This is a genomic window from Geomonas sp. Red32, assembly GCF_023652955.1.
GTDB lineage: Bacteria > Desulfobacterota > Desulfuromonadia > Geobacterales > Geobacteraceae > Geomonas.
The window spans coordinates 1,156,097-1,182,623 of the sequence record NZ_JAKLOY010000001.1; the positions used below are offsets into that span (position 1 = coordinate 1,156,097).

General features: G+C 60.0%; 30 protein-coding genes. 14 read left to right on the top strand and 16 right to left on the bottom strand.

Annotation, left to right across the window (positions count from 1 at the left end):
- The first annotated feature begins 178 nt into the window (after nucleotides 1-178).
- Nucleotides 179-427 carry a hypothetical protein gene (locus tag L4X63_RS05025; protein ID WP_250677490.1) on the top strand — a complete coding sequence of 83 codons (249 nt, stop codon included), beginning with the start codon at nucleotides 179-181 and terminating at the stop codon, nucleotides 425-427.
- 148 nt (nucleotides 428-575) lie between these two features.
- On the opposite strand, the gene L4X63_RS05030 is transcribed toward L4X63_RS05025, so the two are convergent.
- The 5 genes from L4X63_RS05030 to L4X63_RS05050 form a co-directional block, all read right to left on the bottom strand.
- Nucleotides 576-953: an exosortase system-associated protein, TIGR04073 family gene (locus L4X63_RS05030; RefSeq protein WP_250677491.1), complete on the bottom strand. Its 378-nt coding sequence runs from the start codon at nucleotides 951-953 to the stop codon at nucleotides 576-578.
- Between the two features lies 1 nt (nucleotide 954).
- Nucleotides 955-1,377 (bottom strand): exosortase system-associated protein, TIGR04073 family, encoded by a 423-nt coding sequence (locus tag L4X63_RS05035; protein ID WP_250677492.1) that lies wholly within the window; start codon nucleotides 1,375-1,377, stop codon nucleotides 955-957.
- Between the two features lie 250 nt (nucleotides 1,378-1,627).
- A complete protein-coding gene (locus tag L4X63_RS05040) occupies nucleotides 1,628-2,236 on the bottom strand; it encodes a peroxiredoxin (protein WP_250677493.1) in 609 nt (202 codons plus the stop codon).
- A gap of 190 nt (nucleotides 2,237-2,426) precedes the next feature.
- Nucleotides 2,427-3,158, bottom strand: a complete 732-nt coding sequence (locus tag L4X63_RS05045) for an ATP-binding protein (RefSeq protein WP_250677494.1) — start codon at nucleotides 3,156-3,158, stop codon at nucleotides 2,427-2,429.
- Nucleotides 3,159-3,217: 59 nt separating this feature from the next.
- The gene (locus tag L4X63_RS05050; RefSeq protein WP_250677495.1) at nucleotides 3,218-3,571 is read right to left on the bottom strand and encodes a nitrous oxide-stimulated promoter family protein; all 354 of its coding nucleotides are present in this window, start codon (nucleotides 3,569-3,571) and stop codon (nucleotides 3,218-3,220) included.
- Nucleotides 3,572-3,763: 192 nt separating this feature from the next.
- On the opposite strand from L4X63_RS05050, the gene L4X63_RS05055 reads away from it, so the two are divergent.
- Nucleotides 3,764-5,248, top strand: coding sequence for a tRNA nucleotidyltransferase/poly(A) polymerase-related protein (locus L4X63_RS05055; RefSeq protein ID WP_250677496.1), 1,485 nt, complete (start codon nucleotides 3,764-3,766; stop codon nucleotides 5,246-5,248).
- Nucleotides 5,249-5,452: 204 nt separating this feature from the next.
- Here L4X63_RS05055 and uvrB read toward each other — a convergent pair whose 3' ends face one another.
- Nucleotides 5,453-7,438: an excinuclease ABC subunit UvrB gene (gene uvrB, locus L4X63_RS05060; RefSeq protein WP_250677497.1), complete on the bottom strand. Its 1,986-nt coding sequence runs from the start codon at nucleotides 7,436-7,438 to the stop codon at nucleotides 5,453-5,455.
- A 208-nt stretch (nucleotides 7,439-7,646) separates the two neighbouring features.
- On the bottom strand, nucleotides 7,647-8,093 hold the full coding sequence (locus L4X63_RS05065) for a response regulator (protein ID WP_250677498.1): 447 nt from the start codon (nucleotides 8,091-8,093) through the stop codon (nucleotides 7,647-7,649).
- A gap of 266 nt (nucleotides 8,094-8,359) precedes the next feature.
- On the opposite strand from L4X63_RS05065, the gene L4X63_RS05070 reads away from it, so the two are divergent.
- From L4X63_RS05070 to L4X63_RS05080, 3 genes are all read left to right on the top strand, one after another.
- Nucleotides 8,360-8,548: a twin-arginine translocase TatA/TatE family subunit gene (locus L4X63_RS05070; protein ID WP_250677499.1), complete on the top strand. Its 189-nt coding sequence runs from the start codon at nucleotides 8,360-8,362 to the stop codon at nucleotides 8,546-8,548.
- 154 nt (nucleotides 8,549-8,702) lie between these two features.
- A complete protein-coding gene (locus L4X63_RS05075) occupies nucleotides 8,703-10,595 on the top strand; it encodes a GspE/PulE family protein (RefSeq protein WP_250677500.1) in 1,893 nt (630 codons plus the stop codon).
- Between the two features lie 34 nt (nucleotides 10,596-10,629).
- A complete protein-coding gene (locus L4X63_RS05080; protein ID WP_250677501.1) occupies nucleotides 10,630-11,517 on the top strand; it encodes an HDOD domain-containing protein in 888 nt (295 codons plus the stop codon).
- Here the strand turns inward: L4X63_RS05080 and L4X63_RS05085 are convergent.
- Complete coding sequence (locus L4X63_RS05085; protein WP_250677502.1) at nucleotides 11,493-11,888, bottom strand: response regulator; 396 nt, start codon at nucleotides 11,886-11,888, stop codon at nucleotides 11,493-11,495. The two genes, L4X63_RS05080 and L4X63_RS05085, sit on opposite strands and share 25 nt — an antisense overlap.
- A 510-nt stretch (nucleotides 11,889-12,398) precedes the next feature.
- Between L4X63_RS05085 and L4X63_RS05090 the strand changes: the two genes are divergently transcribed.
- Complete coding sequence (locus L4X63_RS05090) at nucleotides 12,399-13,388, top strand: AI-2E family transporter (RefSeq protein WP_250677503.1); 990 nt, start codon at nucleotides 12,399-12,401, stop codon at nucleotides 13,386-13,388.
- 133 nt (nucleotides 13,389-13,521) lie between these two features.
- On the opposite strand, the gene L4X63_RS05095 is transcribed toward L4X63_RS05090, so the two are convergent.
- Complete coding sequence (locus L4X63_RS05095) at nucleotides 13,522-14,184, bottom strand: flavodoxin family protein (RefSeq protein WP_250677504.1); 663 nt, start codon at nucleotides 14,182-14,184, stop codon at nucleotides 13,522-13,524.
- Nucleotides 14,185-14,257: 73 nt separating this feature from the next.
- Entirely contained in the window at nucleotides 14,258-15,457 is a 1,200-nt protein-coding gene (locus L4X63_RS05100) for a protoporphyrinogen/coproporphyrinogen oxidase (protein WP_250677505.1), read from the bottom strand.
- A gap of 259 nt (nucleotides 15,458-15,716) precedes the next feature.
- Between L4X63_RS05100 and L4X63_RS05105 the strand changes: the two genes are divergently transcribed.
- The 6 genes from L4X63_RS05105 to L4X63_RS05130 all read left to right on the top strand — a co-directional run bounded on the left by L4X63_RS05105 (nucleotide 15,717) and on the right by L4X63_RS05130 (nucleotide 20,845).
- Entirely contained in the window at nucleotides 15,717-16,640 is a 924-nt protein-coding gene (locus L4X63_RS05105) for a DnaJ C-terminal domain-containing protein (protein WP_250677506.1), read from the top strand.
- A 967-nt stretch (nucleotides 16,641-17,607) separates the two neighbouring features.
- Complete coding sequence (locus L4X63_RS05110; protein ID WP_250677507.1) at nucleotides 17,608-18,465, top strand: hypothetical protein; 858 nt, start codon at nucleotides 17,608-17,610, stop codon at nucleotides 18,463-18,465.
- 138 nt (nucleotides 18,466-18,603) lie between these two features.
- Nucleotides 18,604-19,725, top strand: coding sequence for a hypothetical protein (locus tag L4X63_RS05115; protein ID WP_250677508.1), 1,122 nt, complete (start codon nucleotides 18,604-18,606; stop codon nucleotides 19,723-19,725).
- A 52-nt stretch (nucleotides 19,726-19,777) separates the two neighbouring features.
- Nucleotides 19,778-20,224: a hypothetical protein gene (locus L4X63_RS05120; RefSeq protein ID WP_250677509.1), complete on the top strand. Its 447-nt coding sequence runs from the start codon at nucleotides 19,778-19,780 to the stop codon at nucleotides 20,222-20,224.
- Between the two features lie 190 nt (nucleotides 20,225-20,414).
- Nucleotides 20,415-20,639 (top strand): VF530 family protein, encoded by a 225-nt coding sequence (locus L4X63_RS05125; RefSeq protein ID WP_250677510.1) that lies wholly within the window; start codon nucleotides 20,415-20,417, stop codon nucleotides 20,637-20,639.
- On the top strand, nucleotides 20,636-20,845 hold the full coding sequence (locus tag L4X63_RS05130; protein WP_250677511.1) for a hypothetical protein: 210 nt from the start codon (nucleotides 20,636-20,638) through the stop codon (nucleotides 20,843-20,845). Before L4X63_RS05125 ends, L4X63_RS05130 begins: the two co-directional genes overlap by 4 nt.
- A gap of 105 nt (nucleotides 20,846-20,950) precedes the next feature.
- Here L4X63_RS05130 and L4X63_RS05135 read toward each other — a convergent pair whose 3' ends face one another.
- The 3 genes from L4X63_RS05135 to L4X63_RS05145 all read right to left on the bottom strand — a co-directional run bounded on the left by L4X63_RS05135 (nucleotide 20,951) and on the right by L4X63_RS05145 (nucleotide 22,403).
- Complete coding sequence (locus L4X63_RS05135; RefSeq protein WP_250677512.1) at nucleotides 20,951-21,193, bottom strand: type II toxin-antitoxin system HicA family toxin; 243 nt, start codon at nucleotides 21,191-21,193, stop codon at nucleotides 20,951-20,953.
- Entirely contained in the window at nucleotides 21,190-21,396 is a 207-nt protein-coding gene (locus tag L4X63_RS05140) for a hypothetical protein (protein WP_250677513.1), read from the bottom strand. The genes L4X63_RS05135 and L4X63_RS05140 overlap by 4 nt, the downstream gene beginning before the upstream one ends.
- A 188-nt stretch (nucleotides 21,397-21,584) precedes the next feature.
- Entirely contained in the window at nucleotides 21,585-22,403 is an 819-nt protein-coding gene (locus L4X63_RS05145) for a ParB/RepB/Spo0J family partition protein (RefSeq protein WP_250677514.1), read from the bottom strand.
- 327 nt (nucleotides 22,404-22,730) lie between these two features.
- Between L4X63_RS05145 and L4X63_RS05150 the strand changes: the two genes are divergently transcribed.
- Nucleotides 22,731-23,738 (top strand): transposase, encoded by a 1,008-nt coding sequence (locus L4X63_RS05150; protein WP_250677515.1) that lies wholly within the window; start codon nucleotides 22,731-22,733, stop codon nucleotides 23,736-23,738.
- A 149-nt stretch (nucleotides 23,739-23,887) separates the two neighbouring features.
- Here L4X63_RS05150 and L4X63_RS05155 read toward each other — a convergent pair whose 3' ends face one another.
- Together L4X63_RS05155 and L4X63_RS05160 are read right to left on the bottom strand one after the other, a co-directional pair.
- The gene (locus L4X63_RS05155) at nucleotides 23,888-24,163 is read right to left on the bottom strand and encodes a type II toxin-antitoxin system RelE/ParE family toxin (RefSeq protein WP_250677516.1); all 276 of its coding nucleotides are present in this window, start codon (nucleotides 24,161-24,163) and stop codon (nucleotides 23,888-23,890) included.
- Nucleotides 24,163-24,435 carry a prevent-host-death protein gene (locus tag L4X63_RS05160; protein ID WP_250677517.1) on the bottom strand — a complete coding sequence of 91 codons (273 nt, stop codon included), beginning with the start codon at nucleotides 24,433-24,435 and terminating at the stop codon, nucleotides 24,163-24,165. Before L4X63_RS05160 ends, L4X63_RS05155 begins: the two co-directional genes overlap by 1 nt.
- A gap of 168 nt (nucleotides 24,436-24,603) precedes the next feature.
- On the opposite strand from L4X63_RS05160, the gene L4X63_RS05165 reads away from it, so the two are divergent.
- Entirely contained in the window at nucleotides 24,604-24,783 is a 180-nt protein-coding gene (locus L4X63_RS05165) for a site-2 protease family protein (RefSeq protein WP_502799895.1), read from the top strand.
- On the opposite strand, the gene L4X63_RS05170 is transcribed toward L4X63_RS05165, so the two are convergent.
- Nucleotides 24,780-26,405, bottom strand: a complete 1,626-nt coding sequence (locus L4X63_RS05170) for a methyl-accepting chemotaxis protein (RefSeq protein ID WP_250677518.1) — start codon at nucleotides 26,403-26,405, stop codon at nucleotides 24,780-24,782. The two genes, L4X63_RS05165 and L4X63_RS05170, sit on opposite strands and share 4 nt — an antisense overlap.
- Nucleotides 26,406-26,527: the final 122 nt, after the last annotated feature.

The window sequence follows — 26,527 nt, forward strand, 5'->3', positions numbered from 1 at the left end:
ATACCGCATTTGAGGTACTCATTGGAGGATTTCGGGTTCTTTGGGCGCGATATGAAGCCCGATTCGGGCATCTCTCTCATGAAAAGTGCAAAGAAACAGGGATTTGTGACACTCATGAAAACTTGGCACGTCGCGTGCTACTGGAAAACTATCAAACATTTCTCAAAGGAGTTTCAAAATGAAAAAAGTTCTGTCCTCCGTAGTTGCCGCTCTCGTTGCTGTTGCTTTCGCTGGTGTTGTTTTCGCTGCTGACGCTGCTCCGGCTGCTGCTCCGGCTGCTGAGAAAAAAGACGAGAAAGCTGAGAAGAAAGCTCCGGCTAAGAAAGCTAAAAAAGCAAAGAAAGCAAAAAAAGCCAAGAAAGCCGAGAAAAAAGCTGAGAAGAAAGAAGAAGCTCCGGCTGCTCCGGCCGCTCCGGCTGCAAAGTAATTCTCTTTCCAGAGAGTTCGAAAAGGCCGCATCGAAAGATGCGGCCTTTTTTTTTGCCCTGCTCCCGCCAACAAAAAAGGGGGATCAACGATCCCCCTTCCCATTTCCTCTCAGCCGACGGCCGCTACCGGCCCGTTTGGTCAGTTATCTACTCTTTGCGCCACACGTACGGGGGATCGATCAGCGGGTCGTAGAACCCGGGCGTCGACACGAAGAAGGTCATCGTCTCGGCCACACCGGAAATCGTCCGTACCAGCGTCATGCCGATACCCTTGATGGGACCGACGGCAATCGCTTTGCCGACCCCTTCCTCCTTGGAGGTGTTCACGATCTGTTTCGGGATTTCGAGCCAGCCGGTGGCGATGTTGGCGACCCCGCGGGCCAGCTTGTTCGCCATCCCGTCGACGACCTCCTGGGCGGAGGCGTTTTCGATGGTCTGGTTTTCCAGCGCTCTCGCCGAAGGTGCGCAGGTCAGCAGGCAGGCGGCCAGGACCACCGCCGGCAGGGTCAGGCGTGGCATCTTCATCTTACTCTCCCTTGTTCTCGGCACTCTGCTCCGGACTCTGTTCCGGATTCTTTTGCCGCGGCTCGACCCGCTTCTCGTCCCAGCCCTGCCAGACGAATTCCGGCTGGATCATGGAGTCGTAGTACCCCGGCTGGGGGACGGCGAAGAAGACGGTCTCGGTCAGGCCGGTAAATAACCGGTAGAATCCCATCCCGAGCCCCTTGAGAGGCCCGACCACGTACGCGATGCCGCCGCGGTCCCGTGCCATCAGGTAGGACTGTTTGGGTATCTCCACCACCGAGGTTACCGTGTTGGTCACGCCGCGCACGAGCTTGAACGCCATCTTCTCGGCGATCGCGTCCGGCTGCGGTTCGTCCAGCGCAAAGGACGGTGTGGCAGCGAGCATGACCAGCAACAGGGGAAACAGCATGGCGTTCCTACGCATCGTCTTCCTCCACACGGGTACCTGGCGGTTAAAAGCTATGTCCTTTTAACATAGTTGCCCCTCATTGGCAAGCCGCAAGGGTATTTACGGCGGTACGGGCGAGGCGGCTTGAAAGGGGGTAAGCAAGGCCCCGCTCTCCCGGAGGAATCCGCAGGGGAGGGGAGGGGAGAAGAGCACGGCCTACAAAAAGAAACGGCGCGGCCCCCTGCCAAGGGCCGCGCCGTTCCAGGAAGAAGGATCCGGACGAAATTTATTTGCCGCTACCGTGAGTTCTCTTCAGGTAGGTTTTTACGCCTTCGTTAGATGCCTTCATAGACTCGTCACCTTCCTGCCAGTTGGCCGGGCAAACTTCGCCGCCGTGGGTCTCGACGAACTGGAGTGCGTCCAGCATCCTCAGCGCCTCGCTGACGCTCCTGCCGAGCGGGAGGTCGTTGATGACGGAGTGACGGACGACGCCTTTGGTGTCGATGAGAAACAGGCCGCGCAGGGCGACCGACTCGTTGAGCAGGATCCCGTAGGTACGGGCAATATTTTTGTTGAGGTCCTCGACCAGCGGGTACTGGATGTTACCGATGCCGCCGTTGTCGACCGAAGTGTTTTTCCAGGCCAGATGGGTAAAGCGGGAGTCGATGGACACGCCGATCACTTCGCAGTTTTTCTCCTTGAACTCGGCCAGACGCTTGTTGAAGGCGAGAATCTCGGAAGGGCAGACGAAGGTGAAGTCGAGCGGGTAGAAGAAGAGCACGACGTACTTCCCCCGGTAGTTGGAAAGGGTCATCTCGGCGAAAGTGTTGTCAGGCATAACGGCCTGGGCGGTAAAGTCGGGAGCTTCCTTGGTAACCAGGGTGGTAAGGCTCATTCGCTGTCTCCTTTGCTCGGAAATAAGTTCTAATGGGGGAAACTGTACCAGCCTCCTAATACCTTGTCAATGGAAAAAGACTAAAATTATCTTTTTGGTCCCGAAAACGTTTTGCACGAAAAAAAGGCCGGTTAGCGCCGGCCTGAGAACCCCTCCGTTTCCGGAGGGGGAGGAGCGTTTGTGGTGTAGTCTACTTCACGTCGCCGCGGATACCGATGGTGATCTCCTTGAAGGGGATCTCTTTACCGGAGGCAGCCAGCGCCTGGCGGGCGGCCATGACGATGCCGCCGCAGCAGGGGACTTCCATGCGGAGCACGGTGATGGATTTGATGGCCGAGACCCGGAAGAGCTCGGTCAGCTTCTCGCGGTAGGCGTTGTTGTCGTCGAGCTTGGGGCAGCCGACCACCACGGCCTTGCCGGCCAGGAAATCCCGGTGGTAATCGGCGTAGGCGAAGGGGACGCAGTCGGCGGTGATCAGGAGGTCGGCATCCTGGAAGTAGGGGGCGGAGACCGGTACCAGGTGCAGCTGGACCGGCCACTGGGCGAGCTGGCTCGGCTGGCTCGCGCCCGCTGCCGCCGGGGCGGAGGAGGGGGCCGGTGCAAAGGAGGCGACCCGGGAGCCGGGGCAGCCGCCGTGGCCCGCGTGGTGAGGTGCCGGCGCCGGTTTCGGCTGGGGAGCGGCCTCGGCGTGGAGATGTTTCTCTACCGCCTCCTCGTCGAACTCGTCGGCATCCCGCTCGATGATGGTGATGGCGTCCTGCGGGCAGTCGCCGAGGCAGGCACCGAGCCCGTCGCAGAGGTTGTCGGCGGCAATCTGGGCCTTGCCGTCGACGATCCTGATGGCGCCCTCGGCGCAGGACGGCACGCAGAGTCCGCAGCCGTTGCATTTTTCCTGGTCGATATTTACGATTTTCCTGATCATCCTGGTCCCCTTGGCTATTTGAAATTAAATGGTGGCGTAAGAAAAAATACGATAACGGATCAGAAGAAATAGTGCCACAGGAGATCGAGGCGCCCCCTGAGGAGCAGCCGCCGTCCCGAATAGGCCATGACTTCGCGGATGGCGGCCCGCTGGCTCTTCCCGTAGCAGTGAATCGGGCAATGCTTGCAGTCGGGCTTGGGGTCGAGCGGACACTTGGCGCGCTTGGTCCGGGCGTAGGCGAGCAGATCGTGGCAGCTCGTGCAGAGTTCCCCCTTGCGTGAGCCGTGTTTGCCGCGGCAGTAGAACCCGATGAAAGTCTCGAGGACCTTGATGTCGTTGGCCTCTTTGGCCGCCCTCCCTGCGGGTTTTTCCCCGCCGGGCGATCCCGCCTGCGCGGGAGATGTCTCATTCATGGAAGCCACTTTAGTCCTCGGTAAGCACTCAGGAGATGGCGGTGGCTGTCTGTGACGAGCCGCCGTGCCTTTCCGCGATCTTTCATGATAGTGACCATAACGCCAAAAGTCAGCTAAAAGTATGACTAAAATCAAGAAAATGCACTCTGCAACCTTTGCCTTTGCCGGTGATCTGTGTTATTTTTGGCGGCAATGAACACCAACATACCTACAGTCATCATACCCCGCTCGGAACACGGCATCTCGCGCTCCCTTCTCAGTCAAAATGGCGTACGGGTCCTTTACAAGCTCAAGGAGCAAGGCTTCATAGGCTACTTGGTAGGGGGCGGAGTCCGCGATCTTCTGCTCGGGCGCGAGCCTAAAGACTTCGACGTCGTCACCGACGCCACCCCCGGCCAGCTCAAGAAGCTCTTCCGCAACTGCCGCCTGATCGGCCGCCGTTTCCGCCTCGCCCACCTTCATTTCCACGACGAGATCATCGAAGTGGCCACCTTCCGCTCCACGGTCGACAGTGCGGAGGCAGCCGAATCCGCCGAATCCGCGGAGGCCGTCGAGACCGCGGAGACCGCCGAGACCGCCGAGACCGCCGAGACCGCCGAGACCGCCGCTCCCCCGGAGCCCCGCGACGATGGCGACCAGTTCGTCCGGGAGCGCGACGCCCGCCGCCACGGCCCGCGCATGCTGAAAAGCGAAGATGGGATGGTGCTGCGCGACAACGTCTTCGGCACCCCCGAGGAAGACGCGGTCCGCCGTGACTTCACCGTCAATGCGCTCTTCTATAACATCGCCGACTTCTCGATCATCGATCACGTCGGGGGGATGGAGGACCTCAAAAACGGCGTCATCCGCACCATCGGCGATCCGCTGGTCCGTTTCACCGAAGACCCGGTCCGCATGCTGCGCGCGGTCCGCTTCGCCTCCATGCTCGGCTTCAACATCGAGGAGAGGACGGCGGCCGCCCTAAACGAGCTCTGCTCGACCATCAACAAGGCCACTCCCCCCCGCCTGTACGAAGAGATGCTCAAGATGCTCCTCAAGGGGGAAGGCGAGCGTACCTACCAGATGATGAGGAGCACCGGGCTTTTCGCCCCGCTCTTCCCGCATTTCGACGCCTGGCTGGAGCGGGAGTCGGGGGGCTTTCCCCATGCGCGGGTGGGTAAGGCACTGGAATGGGTGGACGAGAAGGTGGGGAGCGGGGTGCAGGTTTCGCCGCAGCTGCTGATTGCCCTGATGTTCGGGGAGTACCTGGAGGATAAAGTCGCCTCCTTCCGGGCCGAAGGGGCCGCGCCGCAGCTCGCCACCGACATGGCGGTGGCCTCCTTTGCCGGGGAGCTCGGGCTGACGGTAGCCATCCCCAACCGGGTACTGATAGCGGTCCGCGAGATCCTCTCCTGCCAGCACCGTTTCCAGAAAACTCCCGGCCGCAACGGCCGCGGCGTGGTGGCGAGGGCGATCTTCCCGGACGCCCTGGACTACCTCCGTTTCATGGAGCGGCTCGCGCCCGCCAAGAAATCGCTCGCGCAGTGGTGGGAGCGATTCGCTGCCGAGCAGCCTGTCGAGGAGGCCCCGCCGGCGCCCGGCGAGGAGGGGGGCGAAGAAGGCACCGCCAAGAAGAAGCGGCGCAGAAGACGCCGGCGGAAAAAGCCGTCCGGCTCGCCCGCACCGGCTACCGAGTAACGAGAAGGGGACCGCCTCACCAGGCTGGTCCCCTTTTTTTTATATCCGCATGCGTCCATCCACAGGTACGGTGGGCAGCCACAACAGCGATTCCCCCTCCCCTTGAGGGAGGGGGGCAGGGGGTGGGGGAGGCTTCCACGAAGTGCCGAAGCCGGCCTCCCCCTCACCCTAGCCCTCCCCCTCCAGGGGGGAGGGGAGGATACGTTACCCGCTAACCAGCTCCCCCGTCTCCAGCCTCTTAATCCGGTCCCTCAGCTCTGCTGCGCGTTCGAACTCCATCGCCTTCGCCGCGGTCAGCATCTCCTTCCTCAGCTTCTTGACGAGCTTCGGGATATCCTTCACCTTTTCCACTTCGTCGGGGACCGTCGGGACGGTGACCCAGTCACGCTCCTCGGGGGCCTGCAAGGCGTCGCCGATGATCCTGCGGACGCTTTCCGGGGTGATGCCGTTCTCCACGTTGTAGGCGGTCTGCAGCTCGCGGCGGCGAAGCGTCTCGTCGATGGCGTCCTGCATCGACCCGGTCACCTTGTCCGCGTACATGATGACGCGGCCCGAGACGTTGCGGGCCGCGCGTCCGCAGGTCTGGATGAGCGAGCGGGTGGAGCGGAGGAACCCTTCCTTGTCGGCGTCCAGGATGGCCACCAGCGAGACCTCGGGGAGGTCGAGACCCTCCCTGAGCAGGTTGATCCCCACCAGCACGTCGAACTCGCCGAGTCTCAACTCGCGGAGGATCTGCATCCTCTGGAAGGTATCGATGTCGGAATGGAGGTAGCGGACCTTCACCCCGAGCTCGCGGTAGTAGTCGGTCAGCTCCTCGGCCATCCGCTTGGTCAGCGTGGTCACCAGCACCCGCTCGCCGCGGGCGGCAGTCTCCCGCGCCTCGTGCAAAAGGTCGTCGACCTGGCCCGCGGCCGGACGCACCTCGATGGCGGGGTCGATGAGGCCGGTGGGACGGATCACCTGCTCGACCACCACCCCTTCCGAGACCTTCAGCTCGTAATCGGCCGGGGTGGCCGAGACGTAGACGACCTGGTTGAGCTTCTTCTGGAACTCCTGGAAGGTGAGGGGGCGGTTGTCCAGCGCGGAGGGGAGCCGGAAACCGTAGTTGACCAGGGTCTCCTTGCGGCTGCGGTCGCCGCGGTACATCCCCCCCACCTGCGGCACGGTGATGTGCGACTCGTCGATCACCATCAGGTAGTCGGAGGGGAAGTAGTCGAGGAGAGTATAGGGAGCCTCCCCCGGGAGGCGGCCGTCGAAATGGCGGGAGTAGTTCTCGATCCCCTGGCAAAACCCCATCTGCTCGATCATCTCGATGTCGAAGAAGGTGCGCTGCTCGATCCGCTGCTCCTCGAGGAGCATGTTCTGTCCCCGGAAGTAGCGGAGCCGCTCCTCGAGCTCGAGCCGGATCTGCTCCACCGCCCGCTCCTGGGTGGCGCGGGAGGCGACGTAGTGGGAGGCCGGGTAGATGGCGAAACGGGAGAGCTTTTGCAGCTGCACCCCACGCAAAGGGTCGATCTCGCCGATGGCGTCGATGGTGTCCCCGAAGAACTGGATCCTAATTGCCCGTTCGTCGTCGTGGGCCGGGAAGACCTCGACCGTGTCGCCGCGCACCCGGAAGGTGCCGCGGTGGAAGTCGACGTCGTTACGCTCGTACTGGATGGCGACCAGGCGCTGCAACAGTTCGTCGCGGCCGAGCTCGTCCCCCTCCCTCAGGCGGATCTGCATCTCCTGGTACGACTCCGGGGAGCCGATGCCGTAGATGCAGGAGACCGAGGCGACGATGATGACGTCGCGGCGGGTCAGGAGGCTACGGGTGGCGGAGTGGCGGAACTTGTCGATCTCGTCGTTGATGGACGAGTCCTTCTCGATGAAGGTATCGGAGGCGGGGATGTAGGCTTCCGGCTGGTAGTAGTCGTAGTAGGAGACGAAGTACTCGACGGCGTTATGGGGGAAGAGCTCCTTGAACTCGCCGTAGAGCTGGGCGGCCAGGGTCTTGTTGGGAGCGAGCACCAGGGCGGGGCGGTTGGCGCGGGCGATCACCTGGGCCATGGTGAAGGTCTTGCCGGAGCCGGTGACGCCGAGGAGCACCTGGTGGCGGTCGCCGCGCAAAACACCGTCGCTCAGCTCCTCGATGGCGCGCGGCTGATCCCCCCGCGGTTCAAATCCGGTCACAAGTTCGAATTTTTCCATGGCGGGGATCATAGCACGCAGCTAGCTGCGCTACAAGGGGGGGCAGGGCCCGGGGGGGCTTGGACGTGGCTCAATCGAGGGAGACGCTGCTGGCGTGGCGTCCCCCCCTTGTCAAAGGGGGGACAGGGGGGATTTGCTGTTGACGGATAGAAAGGCAAATCCCCCTAAATCCCCCTTTAACAAGGGGGACTTTTGAGAGAAGGCAGGCTCAGGCGGCGCAGGTTCTGTGGGGCGGGAGCTGGTTGACGCTGAGCCAGTAGGTCATCACCTGCTTCAGGTCGTCGCAGAACTGCCCGTAGTCGACCGGTTTCCTGATGTAGCTGTTGGCCCCCAGCCGGTAGCTGTCGAGGATGTCCTGCTCCTCGGTCGAGGAGGTGAAGATCACCACGGGGATGGCGCGGGTGCGGCAGTCCTCCCTGATCCTTCTCAACACCTCGAGCCCGTTCACCTTGGGGAGTTTCAGGTCCAGCAGGACGATGAGCGGGGCGATCGATTGGTCGCGGGAGGCGTGGCTCCCGGTGGCGAACAGGTAATCCAGAGCCTCGGCTCCGTCGCGGGCCACCACGATGGCGTGCGGCATGTGCTTCTTTACCGCCCTCAGGGTGAGTGCTTCGTCGTCCGGGTTGTCTTCCACCAGCAGAATGGTCTTGTTCACGGGAATCTCCTGGAGTTAGCCGTTGGGAAGAGGGTTTTCCTATAGCAAAATCTCCGGTAAAAGACAATCATTTTTAATGGGCGTTTGGTAAAAACAATTTTCATGGGAAATCACGGGGACACTAAAGGTTTGCCGGCGGCTGCCGAAAAGGTCTCCACACCCCTGCTGGGAGCGGATTGACGGCGGGAAGCCGCAACTGCTTGACTTTTTTCAGTCTTCGATGCGATACTGCAAAAACTCATGAACCTAGCGAGAAAGGAGTGCTTATGTTCGGATTCGGGATGCCTGAACTGATCGTGGTACTTGTCATCGTGCTGGTGGTTTTCGGCGCCAACAGGCTACCCGAGATCGGCGGTGCTCTGGGAAAAAGTATCAGGAACTTCAAGAAAGCCACTTCCGGAAAGGACGAGATCGAGATCAAACCCGGTCGCGACGACGAGAAGAAGGAAAATTGATACCTTCCCCCCTATTCAGCAGAAGGCTCTCCACCAGTGGGGGGCCTTTTCTGTATCTAGCGAACGAGCCTGCCGAACCCGTCCCCCGGAGACCGGGATATCCTTCCCCCACGCCGGCCAGGCCGCGGCCGGCCCGGCCACCTGAGGGAGCACTATGACGGAGACGACACCCCAGCCCCAGCAGAGCGAGGCCGCCGGAGAGATCGCCGCCCTCCTCGTGAAGGAAGGGGTCATCACCACTCAGCAGCTCGCCTACGCCCAGCGCGTGCACGGCAAGCTCCAGACCGCCAAGACGCTGATCGACGTGCTCCAGGAACTGGAGTACCTCACCCACGAAGACCTCGCCAGCACCCTGCGCAAAAATTCCCCCTCGCTGAGGATCGGCGACTTCCTGGTGGAGCTCGGCTACCTGAGAAAGAGCGAGCTGGAAGCCGCCCTCAACCTCCAGCGGGAATCGGCCGAGCGCCGGATGCTCGGGGACATCATCGTCGAGAACGGCTACATCAACGAACGCAAGCTGATCGAGGTACTCTCCTTTCAGCTCGGCTTCCCGGTGGCCGAGCTCGAGTTCCGCAAGCTCGACCGCAAGCTCTTTTCCCGGGCCCCGTTCCACATCTTCCGCGAGGGGCTCTTCGTGCCGCTCGGGACGGAAAACGGCGTCGCCTCGGTCGCCTTCGCCAATCCCCTCGAGCAGCGGGCGCGGGTCACCGCCGAGTCCCTCTTCGGCCATAACCTCGAGCCCTCCATCGCCAGCAGAAAGGCGATCCTCTCCGCCATCTCCGCCGCCGAAACCAGCGCCGTCAGCGAAGACGTCCTCGAGGCCGACGAGAACACGGTGGTGGGGATCATCAACAAGCTCTTCGACGAGGCGATGAGCCACGGGGCGAGCGACATCCACATCGAGCCGTTGAAGGATCGGCTCCGGATCCGCTTCCGCCACGACGGCGTGATGACCCCCCACCTCGAGCTCCCGCTGGAGATCGCCCCCCAGCTCTGCTCCCGCATCAAGGTCATGGCCCAGGCGGACATCGCCGAGAAGCGGCGCCACCAGGACGGCAGGATCCTCTACGACAGCAGGCAGCACGGCTTCACCCTCGACCTGCGAGTCTCCTTCTTCATCACCATCTTCGGAGAGAAGGTGGTCCTGCGGCTTTTGAGCAAGAAGGAGTCGATCCTGGACGTGAAGGAGATCGGCATGGCGCCCCGCATGCTGGACCAGTTCGTCGAGGACTCCCTCGATGCCCCCTCCGGCATCATGGTGATCACCGGCCCTACCGGCCACGGCAAGACCTCGACCCTCTACAGCTGCGTCAGCAGGCTCAACAGTCTCGACACCAGCATCATCACCGCCGAGGACCCGGTCGAGTTCGTGCTGGACGGGATCGCCCAGTGCTCCATCAACCCGAAGATCGGGGTGACCTTCGAGGAGACCCTGCGGCACATCGTGCGCCAGGACCCGGACGTGATCGTGCTCGGGGAGATCCGCGACACCTTCTCGGCGGAGACCGCCATCCAGGCGGCGCTCACCGGCCACAAGGTGCTCACCACCTTCCACACCGTCGATACCATCGGCGCCATCCTGCGGCTGATGCACATGCAGATCGAGCCGTTTTTGATCTCCTCCACCATCACCTGCGTGGTCGCCCAGCGCCTGCTGCGGCTCGTCTGCAACGACTGCGCGGAACCGTACGTGCCGACCGCCGCCGAGTTCAGCCGGCTGGGGTACACCGCCAAGGACCTCGGGGGTACCGAGTTCCGCATGGGGCGCGGCTGCAAGAGCTGCCGCTTCACCGGGTTCCGGGGAAGGATGGCGGTCTTCGAGCTTTTGACCATGAGCGAGGCGATGAAGGAAGGGATTATGCAGAACCGCTCCTCCACCGAGCTCAGGAATCTCGCGATGGAGACCCCGGGAATGGTCACCCTCTTCGAGGACGGGTTAGTGAAGGCGGCCAGGGGGCTCGTCTCCATCCACGAGGTGCTCCGCGACCTCCCGCGGGTGGGCGTGCCGCGCCCGCTCGGCGACCTGCGGCGCATCCTGGGGTGCTGAGGCGGCCCGAACCATGACGGGACGAGGAAACGAGATGAAGACATCGAATTCACTGGTTGAGGTGGTCAAGGCGAGAATGGCGGCGGGAACCCCGAGCATCCCGGTCTTCCACGCGGTGGCGGTCAAGCTTCAGCAGGTTTTGGCCCAGAGCGACTACAGCATCGAGGACGTCCACCAGTTGATCATCGCCGACCCCGGCCTCGCCTCCAACGTGCTGCGGGTGGCCAACTCCGCCTTCTACGCGGGGCTCAGCAAGGTGGAGACCATCCGGGAGGCGATCATCCGCCTGGGGGCCGGTGAGGTGACCAACCTCGTGATGCTGACCACCCAGCAGGATCTCTACCGCTCGAAGGACGCGCGCTTCGGGAGCCTGATGCAGACCCTCTGGCGGCATGCCCTGAGCTGTGCGGTCGGGAGCAAGTGGCTGGCCCAGAAGTCAGGCTACCCGGCCAAGGCCCAGGAGGCCTTCCTGGGAGGGCTATTGCACGACATCGGCAAGCTCTATCTGCTGAAGCTGATGGAGGGGGTCTGCAAGGAGGAGCAGTTCAAGGCGGCCGCCAACCTGGCGGTCTTGACCGAGGTGCTGGAGACCCTGCACGTGGAGGAGGGGCTTAGGCTGATGGTCCAGTGGCACATGCCGGAGGTTTACTGCCGGGTGGTGGCCGGACACGACGCCGACCAGTGGGATCCCGGCGACGTCATCCTGGGGACCGTCCGGCTGGCCAACCTGACCTGCAGGAAACTTGGGGTGGGGCTGCGGACCGAGGCGGACGTAGTCCTCTTCGCGAGCGCGGAGGCACGTGCCCTGGGGCTGAAGGAGATCTCCCTGGCCGAGCTGGAGATCGTCATCGAGGATGCCCTGAAGACCCCGGTGGCCGGAAACAGGAAGAAGGCGGCCTACGCCGCCTTGTCGGGAAAGTAGAGTTTGATGGTCTCCGGGTCGAGCGGCTTGGGGAGCACCGCCAGCACCCCCAGCTTGCAGCACTCCTCGAGCTCGCTGGGATCCTCCGAGGACGACAGCGCGAAGACGTTGAGATCCTTGGTCCGCTCGTCACCGCGGATCCGCTGCAGGACCGTAATGCCGTCGATCTTGGGGAGCTTGATGTCCAAAAGGACGATCCGCTCGCTCCCCTCGCCCCCCTTGGGCTCCCCTTCGCCGAAGAGCAGGGAAAGGGCCTCAACCCCGTCCCTGGCCACCGTAATCCGGTGGAAACCCGCCTTTTTCAACGCCCTGAGCGACAGTTCTTTCCAGTTGGTGTCGTCCTCTACAAGCAGAATGTCCGCCTGATGCATGGTGTCTCCAACTCGTCCCGATACCTTGGCACGCCCCCCCTCGGGGGTGGTTTGCTGCGCCCCTCTCAGACCGTCCGGAGGATCGAAAGACTCTCCAGCGGATGTTTTTCTCTCTCAGATTGGGCCGGGAAACTCAGGATTTTAGGCGAGCGCTAACATTAAATTAGTTAAATTTGTTTATTCTCTATTTACCATTTGTTACTGTCTATTGCAAGGGATTAATTTTATCTCAGAAGAGTTCCCCTGACTGTCAAAGTCGTCTCAACTCATCCATTTCTCTGAAAATACGATGATTATCGGGACCCTGCTGGTCCTGGAAAAATTTCCGCTGTGGCAGCCATTTTGCCTTTATCAGGAATTTACTGAGACAGCAGTAAGGGAAACCAGTAATAATTAACAAAATGTAATGCCTCCGTTGCAAATCCCCTGCCCCAACGTAATATTCTCCAATGAATCCACCAGTGACTACCTGAACCAGCCGGTAGCGTCCGGCTGAAGTGGAGGTGCCCGATGGCGGCGTCCTTGCTGTGGAGTTACCTGCTGGCCGTGGTCGCGGTCGTGACCGTGCTGTACTATCAGTTGCTGCCGGCGGCGCTCTCGGGGCTGGCCGTGTACGTGCTGACCGCCAAGCTGGCCAGGCACCTCCCCGCCCGATGGGGGAGCAAGGCGCACGCGGTGGCGCTGGCCGGGATCATCCTCGTCGTGACGTTCGCGGTGTCGGGCGGCTTCATCGGGCTCTGGCTCTTCATCCAGGGGCACGAGGGGATGGGGGAGCTGATGGGGGCTGCGGCGGAGCGGCTGGAGGGCCTGAAGCGAAGCCTCCCCGCATGGCTGACGCCCTACGTCCCGGACAGCATGGAGCAGATGCGGCAAAAGGTGGCCACCGTGTTGAGAGAGCACAGCCGCAACCTGTCGCAGGCCGGAGTCTGGGGGGTGAGGACCGCCGCCCACGTCCTCTTCGGCCTGGTCATCGGTGCGATTGCCGTGCTGCACCGCCTCAAAGGGAAGAAGTCACAGCCCCCGCTGGCTGCAGGGCTGGAAGGGAGACTCGCCCGGCTGACCGATGCCTTCGAGAAGGTGGTCTTCGCGCAGGTGAAGATTTCGCTTTTGAACACGGTGCTGACCACCCTCTATCTGGCGGTGATCCTTCCTTTGTGCGGGGTGCATCTCCCGATGGTCACCCTCCTGATCCTGCTCACCTTCGTGGCCGGCCTGCTGCCGGTGGTGGGGAACCTGATCTCCAACAGCATCATCGTCCTGCTGAGTCTCGGGGAATCGCCGTCCGTCGCCCTGGCCTCGGTGGGATTCCTGCTCTTCGTCCACAAGCTGGAGTATTTCACCAATGCCAAGATCGTGGGGGGGCGGGTCGATGCGAGCGCGTGGGAGCTGCTGACCGCCATGCTGGTGCTGGAGGCCGTCTTTGGCATGGAAGGGATGATCGCTGCGCCGATCGTCTATGCCTGGCTGAAGATGGAACTGACGGAGCAGGGTTTGGTGTAAGGGCCGCGGGAGAGGCAGTACAGCGCGGCAGTCGCAGCAGTCACTGAAGTCACTGAAGTCACTGAAGTCACTGAAGTCACTGAAGTCACTGAAGTCACTGAAGTCACTGAAGGGGCGGCAGGGCGCCCCGAGGCTAGCTGACCCCCTTGGTGGCGGACTTGACGAGCCGTTCGCCGAGATCGAAGGCCTTTCGGCAGTCGTTGGGGAAGATGATGTTGTGCCGCTTCTTGCGCTCCTCCGGGTCGAAGTATTCGAAGACCACCTTGCCGTAGTCCTCGAACTGCAGGGTCTCGTTGCAGATGAGAGTTTCGCAGGGACCGAAGACGCGGGCCAGGTAGTTCTGGTTCATGCCGAGGTGGACCGGGTAATGGAACTCCTTCATGGTCTCTTCCGAGACGTTCATGGTGTACACGAAGGCGGTGGGGATCCGGCGGCTGAAGAGGGAGGTGGGGGGGCTCGTGTAGGCGAAGTACTGGAAAAGGAGCCTTTCCATGAACGAGCGCATCTCCCCGGTGACGGTGCCGAAGTAGATCGGCGAGCCGAGTAAGAAGGCATCGGCAGTGGCGAGTTTCTCCAGCACCGGCGTGAGGCCATCCTTCATCGCGCAGACCCCGTAGCTTTTCCCCCCTTTCATCTTGCAGGCGAAACAGCTCGAACATCCCTTGTAGGTGAGATCGTAAAGATGCACGATCTCCGTCTCCGCCCCGCGGGTGCGCGCCCCTTCCAGGGCCTTTTCCAGCAAGGTGGCCGTGTTCCACTTTTTACGGGGACTGCCGTTGATGGCGATGATTTTCATCCGTCACTCCTCTGCGCACCGTTCGGTGCCGTCCTACGTGCTACTCGCCCTTCACCGCCCTGCCTCCCGCCTCTTACATCTTGGCGGAGAGTCTCGCGAACTCCTTCTTGGACCTGACGATGCAGTCCTCGATCGCCATCCCGGCGAAATAGTTGCCCGTCACGAAGAGCTTGCTGCCCGCGATGGCGCGGTCGATATCGGCGGTGATGGCGCCGTGGCCTACCACCGGGGAGGGGAGACGGCTTTCACGCTCGACCACCTGCTCGAGCTCCCCGGCCTTCACCCCCAGCACTTCGGCGATCCGCTTCAGTTTCCCCTCCAGCGGCAACCGGCCGGACTTGAAGTGGAACGCGAAGCCGCGGTACTCGGGGTGGGAAAGGGTGTCGCGGGAAACGGCAGAGTAGAAATCGTCCTGGGGGGCGATGATACCGGCGAGCAGGGGTACCGAGAGCCTCGACTTTTTCACCGCAACGCCCACCGTCTCGATGGTCTCCACGCCGATCTTCCCGAGCGCCTGGGCCAGAGGGGGGGAAATTTCCCCGGCCAGTTTGGATCCCTCAGGCGGCGGCACCGCGATGGCGAGACGTGCGGTCTCGAAGCTCCTTCCATCGGAGAGCTCGACGACGTACTGTTCGCCGCTCTTGGCCAGGCGGGTCACGGTAACGCCGGTGGCCAGGGTGAGTCCGGGGATGGCCGACAGGGTGTCGGTCACGCTGGAAAGCCCCCCCTTGAGGGTGTAGCTCTTGATGACGTCCTTTCTCCGGGGGCGCTTGTTGAAGAGCATGTCGGCCGGGAAGTCGTTGGCCCGCTGCGAGATGACCGCGTTGAAGGCCGGGGCGAAGACCCGCTGAAAGTTTTTGTTCCCCACGATGCGGCCGTAGTAGGAGGCCACGCTCTCCCCTTCCTTCTTGAGGCTGAAGATCCGCCAGGCCGAGGTGATCAGCTCGGGGAAGGAGAGCTGGGACGTGATGCTCTTGATCTGGTTGCCGACCAGCATCATGAACGAGAGCTTCTCACGGGGGAGAATGCTTCCCATGAGCCCGTACTGCTCCATGAGACCGATGAGGCCGCCGTAGGAGTTGTAGCAGGTGTGGGCGCCGAGCTCCAGCCAGAACCCTTCCGCCTCCCCCTGGAAACGGTGGGAATGGAAGCAGCCGCCGGTGCGGTTGCTCTTTTCGAGCACCAGGGTGGTGAGTCCGGCGGAGGTGGCGTAGCTTGCCAGGCTCAGACCGCTGATGCCGGCGCCGACGACGATGAGGTCGTACTTGATCATGGGGAAGGGCTCCTTTGCGGGGTACCAAACCCATCTCCCCTTCCCTTGTCGAGGGCGGCGGGGTGGTGGCCGCGGGAAACTCGAGGGAGGTGATGGAGTATGGGATTGTCAAATGTGATGAGACGGAGTCGAAGCCGGATAAGTCGGCCTATTTAAGCGTGAGGATGTGGTAATGTCAACTGTTTACAACGGTTGACAAGGCCGGAGGCAGCCATTACATTCTGGGGAGAATCTTCCAGGACAAGAAAGGATCGATCTCATGGCTCAGAGGGATTACTACGAAGTACTTGGCGTCAAGAAGGGGGCCGCGATCGACGAGATCAAAAAGGCCTACCGCAAGCTGGCGGTCAAGTACCACCCCGACAAGAACCCGGGGGACAAGAAGGCCGAGGATCGCTTCAAGGAGATCAACGAGGCCTACGCAGTCCTCTCGGATCCCAAGAAAAAAGAGCAGTACGACCAGTTCGGCTCCACCGATTTCCACCAGCGCTTCTCCCAGGAGGACATCTTCCGCGGTTTCGACGTCGGGGACATGTTCAAGGGGCAGCAGGGATTCGGTACCGAGGATATCTTCTCCCGCATCTTCGGGGAAGCCGTCCGCCGCCAGCGCGGTGGTGGCCACGGACGTGGCGCCGGCATGGGCGGCATGGGTGGAATGGGTGGCAAAGGGGAAGACTTCTCGATGGAGGTCCAGGTCACCTTCCGGGATTCCTATGATGGCGCCGAGAAGCGGGTGGCCTTCATGAGGGACGGAAACCGCGAAGAGCTCTCCGTCAAGATCCCGGCCGGCATCGAAAGTGGCGCCAAGCTGCGGGTGGCGGGACGGGGCGGCCCGGGACGTTACGGTGGCCCCTCCGGAGACCTCTTCCTCACCGTGATCGTGGGGCCGGATCCCCTGTTCCAGCGTGAGGGGAACGACATCGTGCTGAACCACGAGGTCAAGTTTTCGCAGGCGGTGCTGGGCGGAGCCATCGAAGTTCCCACCATGGAAGGGACCAAGCGGATCAAGATCCCCGGTGGCATGCAGACCGGCACCAAGGTGCGGCTGAAAGGCCTCGGCTTCCCGCTCATGGGCAAGCAGGGGCGCGGCGACCTGTACGTCAAAATCGCCATCCACGTCCCCGAAAAGCTATCCCCCCGCCAGCGCGAGCTCATCGAGCAACTCTCCGCAGAAGGGCTCTAACAGAAAAGGGGACTGGCTCCGCAGGTGCCAGTCCCCATCCCCCACTCCCGTATACAGGGCACCGCCCCGTGCCTGCTCAACCCACCAGGATTCCTTTCAATATCCGCGAATACCGTAGAATCAAGCTCCCCCCTTTTGCGAAGGTTCTTCGAAGAGTTCCGGGGAACCTGCAATGGGGTTCCTAACAAGGACTATGGGCGCTACGTCCCCCCCTTTGCGAAGGGGGGACAGGGGGGATTTGCCTCTCACTGGCCCTCTCGTGCCCCCGTTCCCTGACCTACGGACCCCGCTGATGGTTCGTCCATCGAGCCCCGCTAAACGGCACCCGTCCCCTGAAAGACGAAAAACGGAATCCCTTATTTGCACTTTCTTGGGAAACCGCAAATAAGGGACATGCTTATTTGCATTTCCCCCTGAAAGTGCAAATAAGAACGTTGCGTTATTTGCACAGTGAAACAAGTAGTCGATGGTGTTGGAATCAACTTCACTGCGGCGAACAAGGCACTCATGCCGGAGCCTTCACCCCGATCACCACCAGGTTCCCCAAATCCTCCCCCACCGAACTAAGCACTCCTCAGCCTTATTCTGATAGAGAACCCTATAGGTTTCACCTTTGACAATGCTGAGAGATGTCTATATAGTCGCGCCTAATGTACTAGATTACCCTTAGCTCTCCGTGAGAGCATCATTTGCGGCTAATAGCCGAGGGAGAGGCGGAGGGTACACGGGTAACTTATGTAACTTGTTAAGGCCGGAGGGCCGCGAGATGGTTGTCGCAGGATTAATAGGTTACATAAGTTACCCACATCCCCCCGTCTACCCCCTAAAAGTCACCTTCGAAAATGGGAAGGTCACTAGTATTGAGTGATTCGCCGAGGTTGGTGAGCTACTCTGCGCAACTCAATAAAATCACGGGTAGCCACCGACGGTGGTCAGCTAAAAACTCGCAGCCAGCGGGAAGGTATTTGTGAAACTAAGCGACGGCCCCTCGGTTTCTGACTTTGAAAGGATGACGATGCGTTTTCTTGTTTTCGTTGTGATGATGATGTTTCTCGCCGGTTGTGATCAGGCGAGCTTGATGAAAAAGATGATCCCGCCCGAGGCTGATTCCACAGCACGCGGCTACATTGACCTCCTCAGACAAAACCGGTTCAAGGAAATTGAGAAGGACCTCGATCCGAGCATCAATACCCCAGACATACCAAAAGCACTGGTCAAGATGGCGCAGATGTTCCCCGCGGAGAAGCCAGAATCCGTGACGGTGGTGGGGGTGCATACTTTTCACAACGACGTCACGACCACCACCAATATGACCTACGAGTACCAGTTCCGGGGCACCTGGCTTCTTGTTAACGTCGCGACGAAGAAACAGGGCGCGGCCACCACCATCGTCGGGTTTAACCTCAACCCGATTCCCGACTCCCTGGAAAATCTCAACAGGTTCACTCTATCAGGCAAGTCTCCCTTGCAATACTCGGTGCTTGCCCTGGCCGTTCTGTTCACGTTGTTCACCCTCTACTCCCTGGTGATCTGCGTTAGGACAAAACCCCTTAAGAAAAAATGGCTTTGGATACTACTCATCCTGCTTGGAGCGGCTAAATTCTCGGTAGATTGGACGACTGGGCGCTGGGATGTTTTTCCATTGTATGTCCAACTGTTCAGTGCCTCGGCGTACGCCCCCTTGTACGGTGCGTGGACGATCAGCATATCGTTGCCTTTGGGCGCGGTTGTTTTCCTGCTGATGCGTAAATCCCTTTCGGGCCAACCGACCGGCACACCGCCGCTGGCCGGTACGGCCTCTGAAAATGAAGAATGGCGGATTTAGAGGGGCTGAGGGGGATGCTGGTTGGTTCGTTGAGTTACTGAGAGGGCATAGAGAAACTCAACCATCTAACGTCCCCCTCCCCCCCCGCGTGCCGAGAACGTTCAATATACCGAATCGGGTTCGAATGGTGATATGACAATGACTATGAAGTTTCGACTTACTTTCAATGGGCAAATAGCGAGCGGCCAGAATGTCAACGATGTGAAGGCCCAGCTTGCCCAGCTTTTGAAGACGGATGTCGTCCAGATTGAGCGTTTGTTCTCAGGCGTCACGACGATCCTGAAAAAGGAGCTTTCCCTGGAAAAGGCCCAGGAGCTTAAGACGATCTTCGATCGGACTGGTGCAATCTCGGTCATTGAACCAATAGAACCTCCCCCCGCCCAAACTTCAATGCCGGGCGCGAGCGCTGCTCCTTTTCCATCTGAAGGCTCTTTTGTCTGTCCAACCTGTGGCATCACCCAAACCAAAGGTCTGGCCTGTGTAAGATGCGGGGTGAAATTTGATGCTCCGGCCCTCAATGCAATACCAGCGGCTATTCCAGCGGCCATTCCAGCGGCCATTCCAGCGGCCATTCCTTCGCGTAAAATCCCTCCCTCCCAGCCTCGCTCTGCCGCCAGACTAAGTTCTCGCCATTCGGAAGAGAAGCCCGTCCAGCTTCTCGTTACCATATTATTGCTAATAGTCGCCATCTTGCCATTAGCAGCATGCGCAGGTCTGGATCTGTTTTCTGGCGAAGAGACCGCCAGGGTGTTATTGGCGGAATCGAAGGCAATTCATTTGGGAGGGGTGTCTGTGGGGGCGAGGCACTACACTGACGATGCTAAGGCCAAGACGGTTTTTCTTTCTCCGGAAATGAACCCGGTAAGGATAATCGTCCAAGACAAAAACTTTGGAATGTCGAAGGAGGGGAGGCGCAGTGCCCGGTTCTTTTTAACTGACGAAGCCGGTGACGTGGTTGCCCAGTCGCAGTCCAGCACCTACGGTGGAAACGCGAAGGCCAAGCAATCTATGACATTGGAACGGGATTGGATAATTGGGACCATCAGCCTCAGTAAAGCTGGATCATACAAAATCAGCTTCAATGAAAGCAGTTCTCAGGCCAGTACAGGCCAGACCTACGCCGTATTCAAGAGAAACGTGATAAACGTGCCATGGATGTACTATGTTTTCAGCCTCGGATTTTCGATAGTCGTCATAGCAGGAATGGCAATGAGTGGCCGGGTTTCAGTTGGCGTTGGGGTCCCCGGTCGGGATGCGTGACTAGACGGGGCCAGTTGGAATTAATTGCATAGTTTTACGAGGGTAAAAGTACATGAAACTCGAAGATGACTACAAAAATAAATATTCAGACCGGTTATTTGAGGCGTTGTTCGCTGTTGTGACAGGCCTCATAGGCGGTTTTTTCATGTTTGTTGCAGTATGGTTTGGACGCGCAATTTTAAAGCATGGCAAGTATGACAGCGGAAGTGTCGTGTTGTTCATGATTATATTCTTCATCTCTTGGTGGTTCCTAAAACTGACTTATAAACTTGCCTTTCACAAATGTGAGCATTTGCTGTCTAATTTCGAACTGCGTGTCACGGGTTGGTTTTTCATTCTATTTGTGCCAGCAATGTTAGCAATGAGCCTATTTAACCATGAATGGCCAAACCTTAAAGAGTTAATACCGTGTACCCCTGGTGTAATATATGGCTTTTATGCTCTGAAGGTTGTCCAAAAAAGAGCAGGATCTGCTGGTCTGAGCGACAAAACCTGTTAGCTCGGCAGGCCAAACCCTTGGCGATTACGGGCCGGGCGTTGGATGGCCCGAGGACCGAAACACTTTGCACTGGCTAGAGAACTGGGGAACCGTTCCGGCTGTGGAGATCGCGGTCGACATCGTACGAAAAGAGCTGTAAAAGAAATTGAACCACTCTGCCTCACCAATCTCACACGTGCATGGTAATCAGATGACTGAAAGCTCGAAAGATCCCCTCCACGGCGTCTCGCTCAAGATGATGCTGACCGAACTGGTAGCCGAATATGGGTGGGAAGTGATAGCGAAGCGGATCGATATCCGCTGCTTTACCAATGACCCCAGTATCGAATCCAGTCTGAAGTTTTTGAGACGTACCCCGTGGGCCAGGGAAAAGGTCGAAAGGCTGTACTTGAGAGGGAAGAGGTCCAAGCGATGACAAAGCTGGTCGGCGCACCTAAACTGGTTATCTGGGCGGAGAAGATCCGCAAGGAACGAATGAGAGTTTGGCAGGAAACCTCTCCTGAAGTGTTCAAGGCGATCGAGCCGTTGGTGAGCCGCCAGTCGAATGCGGACTGGTGGATAACCAACAAGGACAAGGGGCTCGATGCCATCTGCAAGCTGCTGCTGGGAAACATGAGATAGCCGCCAGGGTTGGGCGAGGGGGCATATCCATTATCGGGTATCTTGGCCGCAGGACCCGGTCAAGTAGGGCCAGCGATGCGCTGATTGCAGGGGAGAAGAGAAAAGCTAAGAGAACAGTCGATCCAGTAGTTGTTCGCGGGTTAACCTGTGATGGGATGCAACATCGGCGAGGATTGCAGCGAGGGTTCCAACTTTCAGCGGATTGTGAGCCGGGATCGTCACGCGATGTTCGCCGTTCACGTTTGTCGAAAGACGAATATGGCTGCCTGTCTGACGGGTGACTTGATAACCTAAGCTGCGGAGTGCCTGCGCGAGATCGTTGCCGGTGATGTCGCGCGGCAATCTCATACAGCGATTACTTCTTCATGGACAAAATGGAGGCGGATGATCTTCGGCACCTTGCCTTCCTCAAAATGGCACTTCACGGCATCTCTTACGCTATGGTGAAGCTCCTCCAGGGTATCAGCTTCTGTGAAAATGGATTCCCCGAGGGCTTTAGCGATGTATCCGCCTTCTGGTGCATCTTCAACAACGAATAGAATTTCGCTCATGGCCGCTCTCCTTGTCGGAAATATAACAAAGTCCCCTTCAGCAATCAAGGAGAGTCCGGACGGCAGCCCGTCATTCAGCCTGGGGTTGGCTTGATCACTCCGTGGAGGGTTCCCCCACCCCCCGGCCCCCTCCCTCAAGGGGAGGGGGGGATGGATTGGCAGTGGTTGCTTTCGGGCTTCGGCGGCGGTTAGGGGGATGGCTGGGCCGCGATCAGTTCGTCGAGATGCTTGAGGACGGCGCCGCAGGTGGCCTGAACAGTGGCGATGTCGTCTTTCATCGATTGAAGCTGAGCCGGCTTCAGTTTCCCCAGCGCCACTCCGTCCACTTTCTTCGCAAAGGCGGACACGAACGACACGTCTACTTCCTTCTCCTCTGCCGGCTTGGCCGGCTGCGCTTCCTTCTCAATCACTTCGCCGGTAATCAACCCCTTGTCCTTGTATTTCTTGTACAGCGCCACCATCTTGGCTCGGCTCTCTGCCTGGGCGATCTTTGCCAGGACCGCAATAGGCGCCCCTGGGTTTTGCCGAAGGTCGTCCTTCACGCTGTCCGGCAGTTTGTTGAGCGACAGTAGGGCGTACGTTTGGGTTGAACCCAAATTGATCCGGTTCAGCAGGTCGGCAGGCTGGTAGCCATGCTTAACCCTCAGTGCTTCGAGCGCTTCGGCTCTTTCGATAGCGGTGCAAGGTTCACGCACCAGGTTTTCCACCAGCATGACCTCCTCTGGTTCACCATCAGTCAAAATGGCCGGTATCGTCGATAGCATGGCTAAGGGGGCCGCCAGGCAGCGCCGATACCCCGCCGCGACGCAGAATGTTCCCGGTTGACCGGGGTCGGGGTAGACCACGATCGGCTCCATTACCCCATGAACGGCGATGGATTGGGCAAGGTTCGCCAAGGCCTCATCGTCAAAGTGTGTCCGCATCTGGTTGGGGGTCGGGTGGATGAGGGCTAGGGGGAGGTTGTAGAGCTTCCCCTTTTCGTACTGTTCAGCTGTGGTCGTTGCCATAACGCCACCTCCTGTTTGCATGATTGGTAACTTTTAACATTTTCGTGGTTTCTGTCAAACCCGAGGTGGAAAAAGTCACTTTTTCTAGAACCTAGAAAGAAATGGCTTAACTTATTGGAATTGCATAGGAATACCTGAAAAATCATCCCCCTCGCCAATGGACCGTCGGAGCGGGAGCAGATGGTGGGACTACAGCTATTTACCCGGAATTACATCGTAAATTGTTATCGCCAAGAGGTCGATATGTCCATGATCTGCCCATCCAGAAACGTCGAAATGGGTACAACTTTCGGTTGCCGGCGAGGGGGAGGCTGGTAGACTTCCCGCATGCCTACCCTCGCTCGCATAGACCAAGTCGAACTTCTCCAGCACGTCATCGTCAAAGCCGTCCCGGGCCAACGACTCTTCGAGGACGATACCGACCGTGACATCTTCCTCAAGACGCTGGAACCTCTCCTCGCCCGGACGGGGACCCGGTGCCTCGCCTGGGTCCTGCTGCCCGACCACTTCCACCTGCTGCTGCGCCCCACCACGCAAAGGCTCACCACCTTCATGCTGCCGCTCTTGGTCGGCTATGCCCGCGGTTTCAACAAGCGGCACGGCCGGCGCGGGCGCCTGTTCCGCGGGCGCTACAAGTCGGTGGCCTGCGAGGACAACACCCTCAAAGAGTTGGTCCGCTACCTCCACCTCCACCCGTTACGCTCCGGCGAGGTGGCGAAATACAAGGATCTGGAGAGCCACCCATGGTGCGGCCATGGTGCGATCATGGGGGGGATGGTACTGGGATGGCAAAGCGTGGGAGAGGTGCTGGAGAATTTCGGCAGGAAAAGGGTCCGCTGCCTCCTGGCCTACCGCCGGTTCGTGAAGGCGGGCGTGGGGCAAGGCGAGCGGCGGGAGTTGGCCGGGGGAGGAAAGCGGCGGGTGCGAAGGCTAGGCGTAGAGGCGGATCCAACGCGGTGTGACGGGCGCGTTCTCGGCACCAGCGCCTTCGTGCGCGGGATCGAGGAAGCGCAGGAGTGGCAACGGGCGCCGGTGCGGGGGAGGGCGGCGAACATCTTCTCTCGAAACTGCGCAGTGGTTTCGGTATCGGACGTGGTGGAAAAGGTAGCCGCGGCGGTCGGGTTGAGCCCGGAGCAGGTGCGGCGGCGGAGCCGGGCCCCGGATGTCCGGAGGGCGCGTAGCTTGGTTTGTTACCTGGCGTACGTACGGAATTGTCATCCCGGCAAGGCGGTAGCCGCCGAATTGGGTATCGCCCACTCGACCATCTGCGCCGGAGCCATGATGGGAGAAAAACTGCTCAGCAAGGATTATCGCCTGTACCAAATGTGGAGGTGAAGTCACTTCGTGGAGGCTTCCCCCACCCCCTGGCCCCCTCCCTCAAGGGGAGGGGGGATTTTTTTGCCAGGCCGCGACGTGGGACGGAAAAGGGGTGAAGGTTGGGGTGATTGGGAGAGGAATTATGGGGTGTCGTTGGCGCTTAACCGCTAACGGTACAGCTCGTCGTGACTGCCTATGTCGAGGAGGATTATTTCTTTTTCGGTAATGAGGATGGTGAGGGTGATGCGGTAGCTGTAGGTCAGCCTGACGGCATGGCAACCTGATAATTTCCCCGACAGCGGGTGCAGCGCCAGAGCCGGCTGGAAAGGGTCTTCCTGTAATTGGGAAATGACTTTCGCAAAGGGTGGCCGCAGGTCGGGATGCTTTTTGAAGAACCTGCGGGCTTGGCGCAGGAACTGTTCTGGTGTGGCAATGATATACATCAGGCGGGCTCTTCTGCATCGAGCGCCTGCAAAAGCTCGTCGGCGGTGGCAAATCTCGTCACCCGCCCGTTCTTCACATCTTCCAGGGACATACGCACACGGCTCAGATATGCCTCGTTTGCCTCGGCAACCAGTTCCCGGTAGCGAGCTTCGGAAAGCACCACGTACTGCGGCTGGTTGTTTCGGATGACATACACATCGCCATTGGCTATTAGGTCGTCCACCGCTGCAATTCCGCGCCGTTTCAACTCCTGTGCGGGAAGTGAGTTCATGTTAGACTCCTTTTGGTACCTTATTAGGTACCAAAATCATAACAGGAGTCCAAAGCGATTACAATATGCAGGTAGCCGCTTCCCCCACCCCCCTGTAACCTGGCCCCGGCTCTGATTGGCCGACTGCGACGAAAATCCCCCCTGTCCCCCCTTCGCAAAGGGGGGAACGTGCTGCCAACGGTGGTGGCCCTCCACTTCCTCGCCTTCGTGGCACTTCTCTCCGTCAACCTCGGGGTGCTGAACCTGCTTCCGCTACCGATCCTGGATGGCGGTCACCTGGTATTTTTCGGGATCGAGGCGGTCATCGGGCGGCCGGTCCCCCTCCCTCAAGGGAGGGGGGATGGTTAGCCACTTATCCTGAACTGGCGCACGACCCCGTTCAATTCTTCCGCCATGGTTGCCAGTTGGGAGGCTGCTTGCGCGGAGTGCCGCGAGCCGTCCGCAGTGCTCCGGACCGCGCTGGATATCCGGTTGGTGTTTGCGGAGATTTCTTCGACGGTGGCCGTCTGCTCCTCGGCGGCGATGGCGATCTGGTTCACCTGCTGGCTCACCTTGTCGATCTGGAAAAGAATCTCCTTGAGGGCATCGCCGGACTTCGCTGCGGCTTGGGTCCCCTGATGAACCTCGCGCACCCCCTCTTCCATGGCGGCAACCGCCCCTTTGGTCTCCGCCTGGATCGTCTTGATCATCTCGCCGATCTCGCGGGTCGCCTTGGTCGTCCTCTCCGCCAGGGCACGCACTTCGTCGGCCACCACGGCAAATCCTCTCCCCTGCTCTCCCGCCCGCGCCGCCTCGATGGCCGCATTGAGCGCCAGGAGGTTGGTCTGGTCGGCGATGTCTTCGATCGTGCAGATGATCTCGCCGATCTGGTCGGACCGGGCCCCCAGATTTTCGACGGTGTCTGCGGTTGAGCGGACCCGCTCCGCGATCCGGTTCATCACCTCGACGGTGTCGGCCACTACCTTGGTGCCGGTCCGGGCCGTGGCGTTCGCCTCGTCGGAATTCTTCGCTGCGGCGTGGCAGTTGCGGGCGATGTCGGTTGCGGTGGCCGCCATCTGCTCGGTGGCGGTCACGACGGAGTGAGTCTGCCCGGCTGCCTCTTCAGATCCGCCTGCCATCTCCTGCGAAGTGGCCTGGAGTTGAGCCGACGACGATGCGATCCCCGTCGATATCCGGGAGGCCTGGGCCACGATCTCGCTCAGGTTGTGCGCCATGTTCGCCATGGCCGACATCAGTTGGCCGGTCTCCGTCAGGTCTCCCTGCTCAATGGCCACCGAGAGATCCTTCTCGGCTATCCTGTTGGCGGTGTCCACCGCCATCTTGAGCGGCATGGAGACGCTTTTCACGATCCAGACGAAAATGAGTGCGGCTACGATCACCACGGCGACCGAAAGCGTCACCACCACGGCCAGCGCGGTCCTGGCATTGTTTCTAGCCGTGCGTCCCGCCTCGGCGGATTGGTCCTGCACCTGGACGGCGAGATCCTTCAGCGCGTCGAGAAAGGCCCTCCGCATCGGCTTCACCGCGTCGAGTGCCCGGACCGCTTCCGCGTTTTTCCCCTCCCTCACCAGGGCTATCACGCTGTCGCGCCCCTTGACGTAAGGGGTGCGGTTATCCAGGACCGTCTGGAACATGGCCTTTTCCTTCTCGGAGGCCATCGAGTCCTTGAGCTTATCCATGTTCTCGTTGGTCGCTTTCCGGTTGCGTGTGGTGATCTCCAGCTCCTTTTTGGCGGTCTCCGGATCGCCCGAAAGGATCGCCTCATCGATGTGGATGGCGCTCGTGTGGATGGCTTCGGTGATGGCGGCCGCCCTGAGCAGCTGGGGGACTCTCGTGCCGGTGAGTGTATCGATGTTACGGTTGAGGAGGGAGATGGAGTAGATCGCAGTGCCGGCGACCCCGACCACGGTTAGTATGATGATGCCGACTCCGATGAACAGCTTACGCCTGATGGACAACCCTTGTTTCATACGACCTCTCCTTTGCGTTCCTTGACCCTGTTGGCCCTCACCGTCTCCCCGGGTGGGATGAGATCGGTATCGGTGGAAAGGGCGAACACTTTAATCAAAAGGTGGGAAGCGAGAAACTGTTT

Bases quoted from the DNA above. Each gene is read 5' to 3' on its own strand.
- L4X63_RS05025 (WP_250677490.1), top strand. From the start codon at position 179: ATGAAAAAAGTTCTGTCCTCCGTAGTTGCCGCTCTCGTTGCTGTTGCT.
- L4X63_RS05030 (WP_250677491.1), bottom strand. From the start codon at position 953: ATGAAGATGCCACGCCTGACCCTGCCGGCGGTGGTCCTGGCCGCCTGC.
- L4X63_RS05035 (WP_250677492.1), bottom strand. From the start codon at position 1,377: ATGCGTAGGAACGCCATGCTGTTTCCCCTGTTGCTGGTCATGCTCGCT.
- L4X63_RS05040 (WP_250677493.1), bottom strand. From the start codon at position 2,236: ATGAGCCTTACCACCCTGGTTACCAAGGAAGCTCCCGACTTTACCGCC.
- L4X63_RS05045 (WP_250677494.1), bottom strand. From the start codon at position 3,158: ATGATCAGGAAAATCGTAAATATCGACCAGGAAAAATGCAACGGCTGC.
- L4X63_RS05050 (WP_250677495.1), bottom strand. From the start codon at position 3,571: ATGAATGAGACATCTCCCGCGCAGGCGGGATCGCCCGGCGGGGAAAAA.
- L4X63_RS05055 (WP_250677496.1), top strand. From the start codon at position 3,764: ATGAACACCAACATACCTACAGTCATCATACCCCGCTCGGAACACGGC.
- uvrB (WP_250677497.1), bottom strand. From the start codon at position 7,438: ATGGAAAAATTCGAACTTGTGACCGGATTTGAACCGCGGGGGGATCAG.
- L4X63_RS05070 (WP_250677499.1), top strand. From the start codon at position 8,360: ATGTTCGGATTCGGGATGCCTGAACTGATCGTGGTACTTGTCATCGTG.
- L4X63_RS05075 (WP_250677500.1), top strand. From the start codon at position 8,703: ATGACGGAGACGACACCCCAGCCCCAGCAGAGCGAGGCCGCCGGAGAG.
- L4X63_RS05080 (WP_250677501.1), top strand. From the start codon at position 10,630: ATGAAGACATCGAATTCACTGGTTGAGGTGGTCAAGGCGAGAATGGCG.
- L4X63_RS05085 (WP_250677502.1), bottom strand. From the start codon at position 11,888: ATGCATCAGGCGGACATTCTGCTTGTAGAGGACGACACCAACTGGAAA.
- L4X63_RS05090 (WP_250677503.1), top strand. From the start codon at position 12,399: ATGGCGGCGTCCTTGCTGTGGAGTTACCTGCTGGCCGTGGTCGCGGTC.
- L4X63_RS05095 (WP_250677504.1), bottom strand. From the start codon at position 14,184: ATGAAAATCATCGCCATCAACGGCAGTCCCCGTAAAAAGTGGAACACG.
- L4X63_RS05100 (WP_250677505.1), bottom strand. From the start codon at position 15,457: ATGATCAAGTACGACCTCATCGTCGTCGGCGCCGGCATCAGCGGTCTG.
- L4X63_RS05105 (WP_250677506.1), top strand. From the start codon at position 15,717: ATGGCTCAGAGGGATTACTACGAAGTACTTGGCGTCAAGAAGGGGGCC.
- L4X63_RS05115 (WP_250677508.1), top strand. From the start codon at position 18,604: ATGACTATGAAGTTTCGACTTACTTTCAATGGGCAAATAGCGAGCGGC.
- L4X63_RS05120 (WP_250677509.1), top strand. From the start codon at position 19,778: ATGAAACTCGAAGATGACTACAAAAATAAATATTCAGACCGGTTATTT.
- L4X63_RS05125 (WP_250677510.1), top strand. From the start codon at position 20,415: ATGACTGAAAGCTCGAAAGATCCCCTCCACGGCGTCTCGCTCAAGATG.
- L4X63_RS05130 (WP_250677511.1), top strand. From the start codon at position 20,636: ATGACAAAGCTGGTCGGCGCACCTAAACTGGTTATCTGGGCGGAGAAG.
- L4X63_RS05135 (WP_250677512.1), bottom strand. From the start codon at position 21,193: ATGAGATTGCCGCGCGACATCACCGGCAACGATCTCGCGCAGGCACTC.
- L4X63_RS05140 (WP_250677513.1), bottom strand. From the start codon at position 21,396: ATGAGCGAAATTCTATTCGTTGTTGAAGATGCACCAGAAGGCGGATAC.
- L4X63_RS05145 (WP_250677514.1), bottom strand. From the start codon at position 22,403: ATGGCAACGACCACAGCTGAACAGTACGAAAAGGGGAAGCTCTACAAC.
- L4X63_RS05150 (WP_250677515.1), top strand. From the start codon at position 22,731: ATGCCTACCCTCGCTCGCATAGACCAAGTCGAACTTCTCCAGCACGTC.
- L4X63_RS05155 (WP_250677516.1), bottom strand. From the start codon at position 24,163: ATGTATATCATTGCCACACCAGAACAGTTCCTGCGCCAAGCCCGCAGG.
- L4X63_RS05160 (WP_250677517.1), bottom strand. From the start codon at position 24,435: ATGAACTCACTTCCCGCACAGGAGTTGAAACGGCGCGGAATTGCAGCG.
- L4X63_RS05170 (WP_250677518.1), bottom strand. From the start codon at position 26,405: ATGAAACAAGGGTTGTCCATCAGGCGTAAGCTGTTCATCGGAGTCGGC.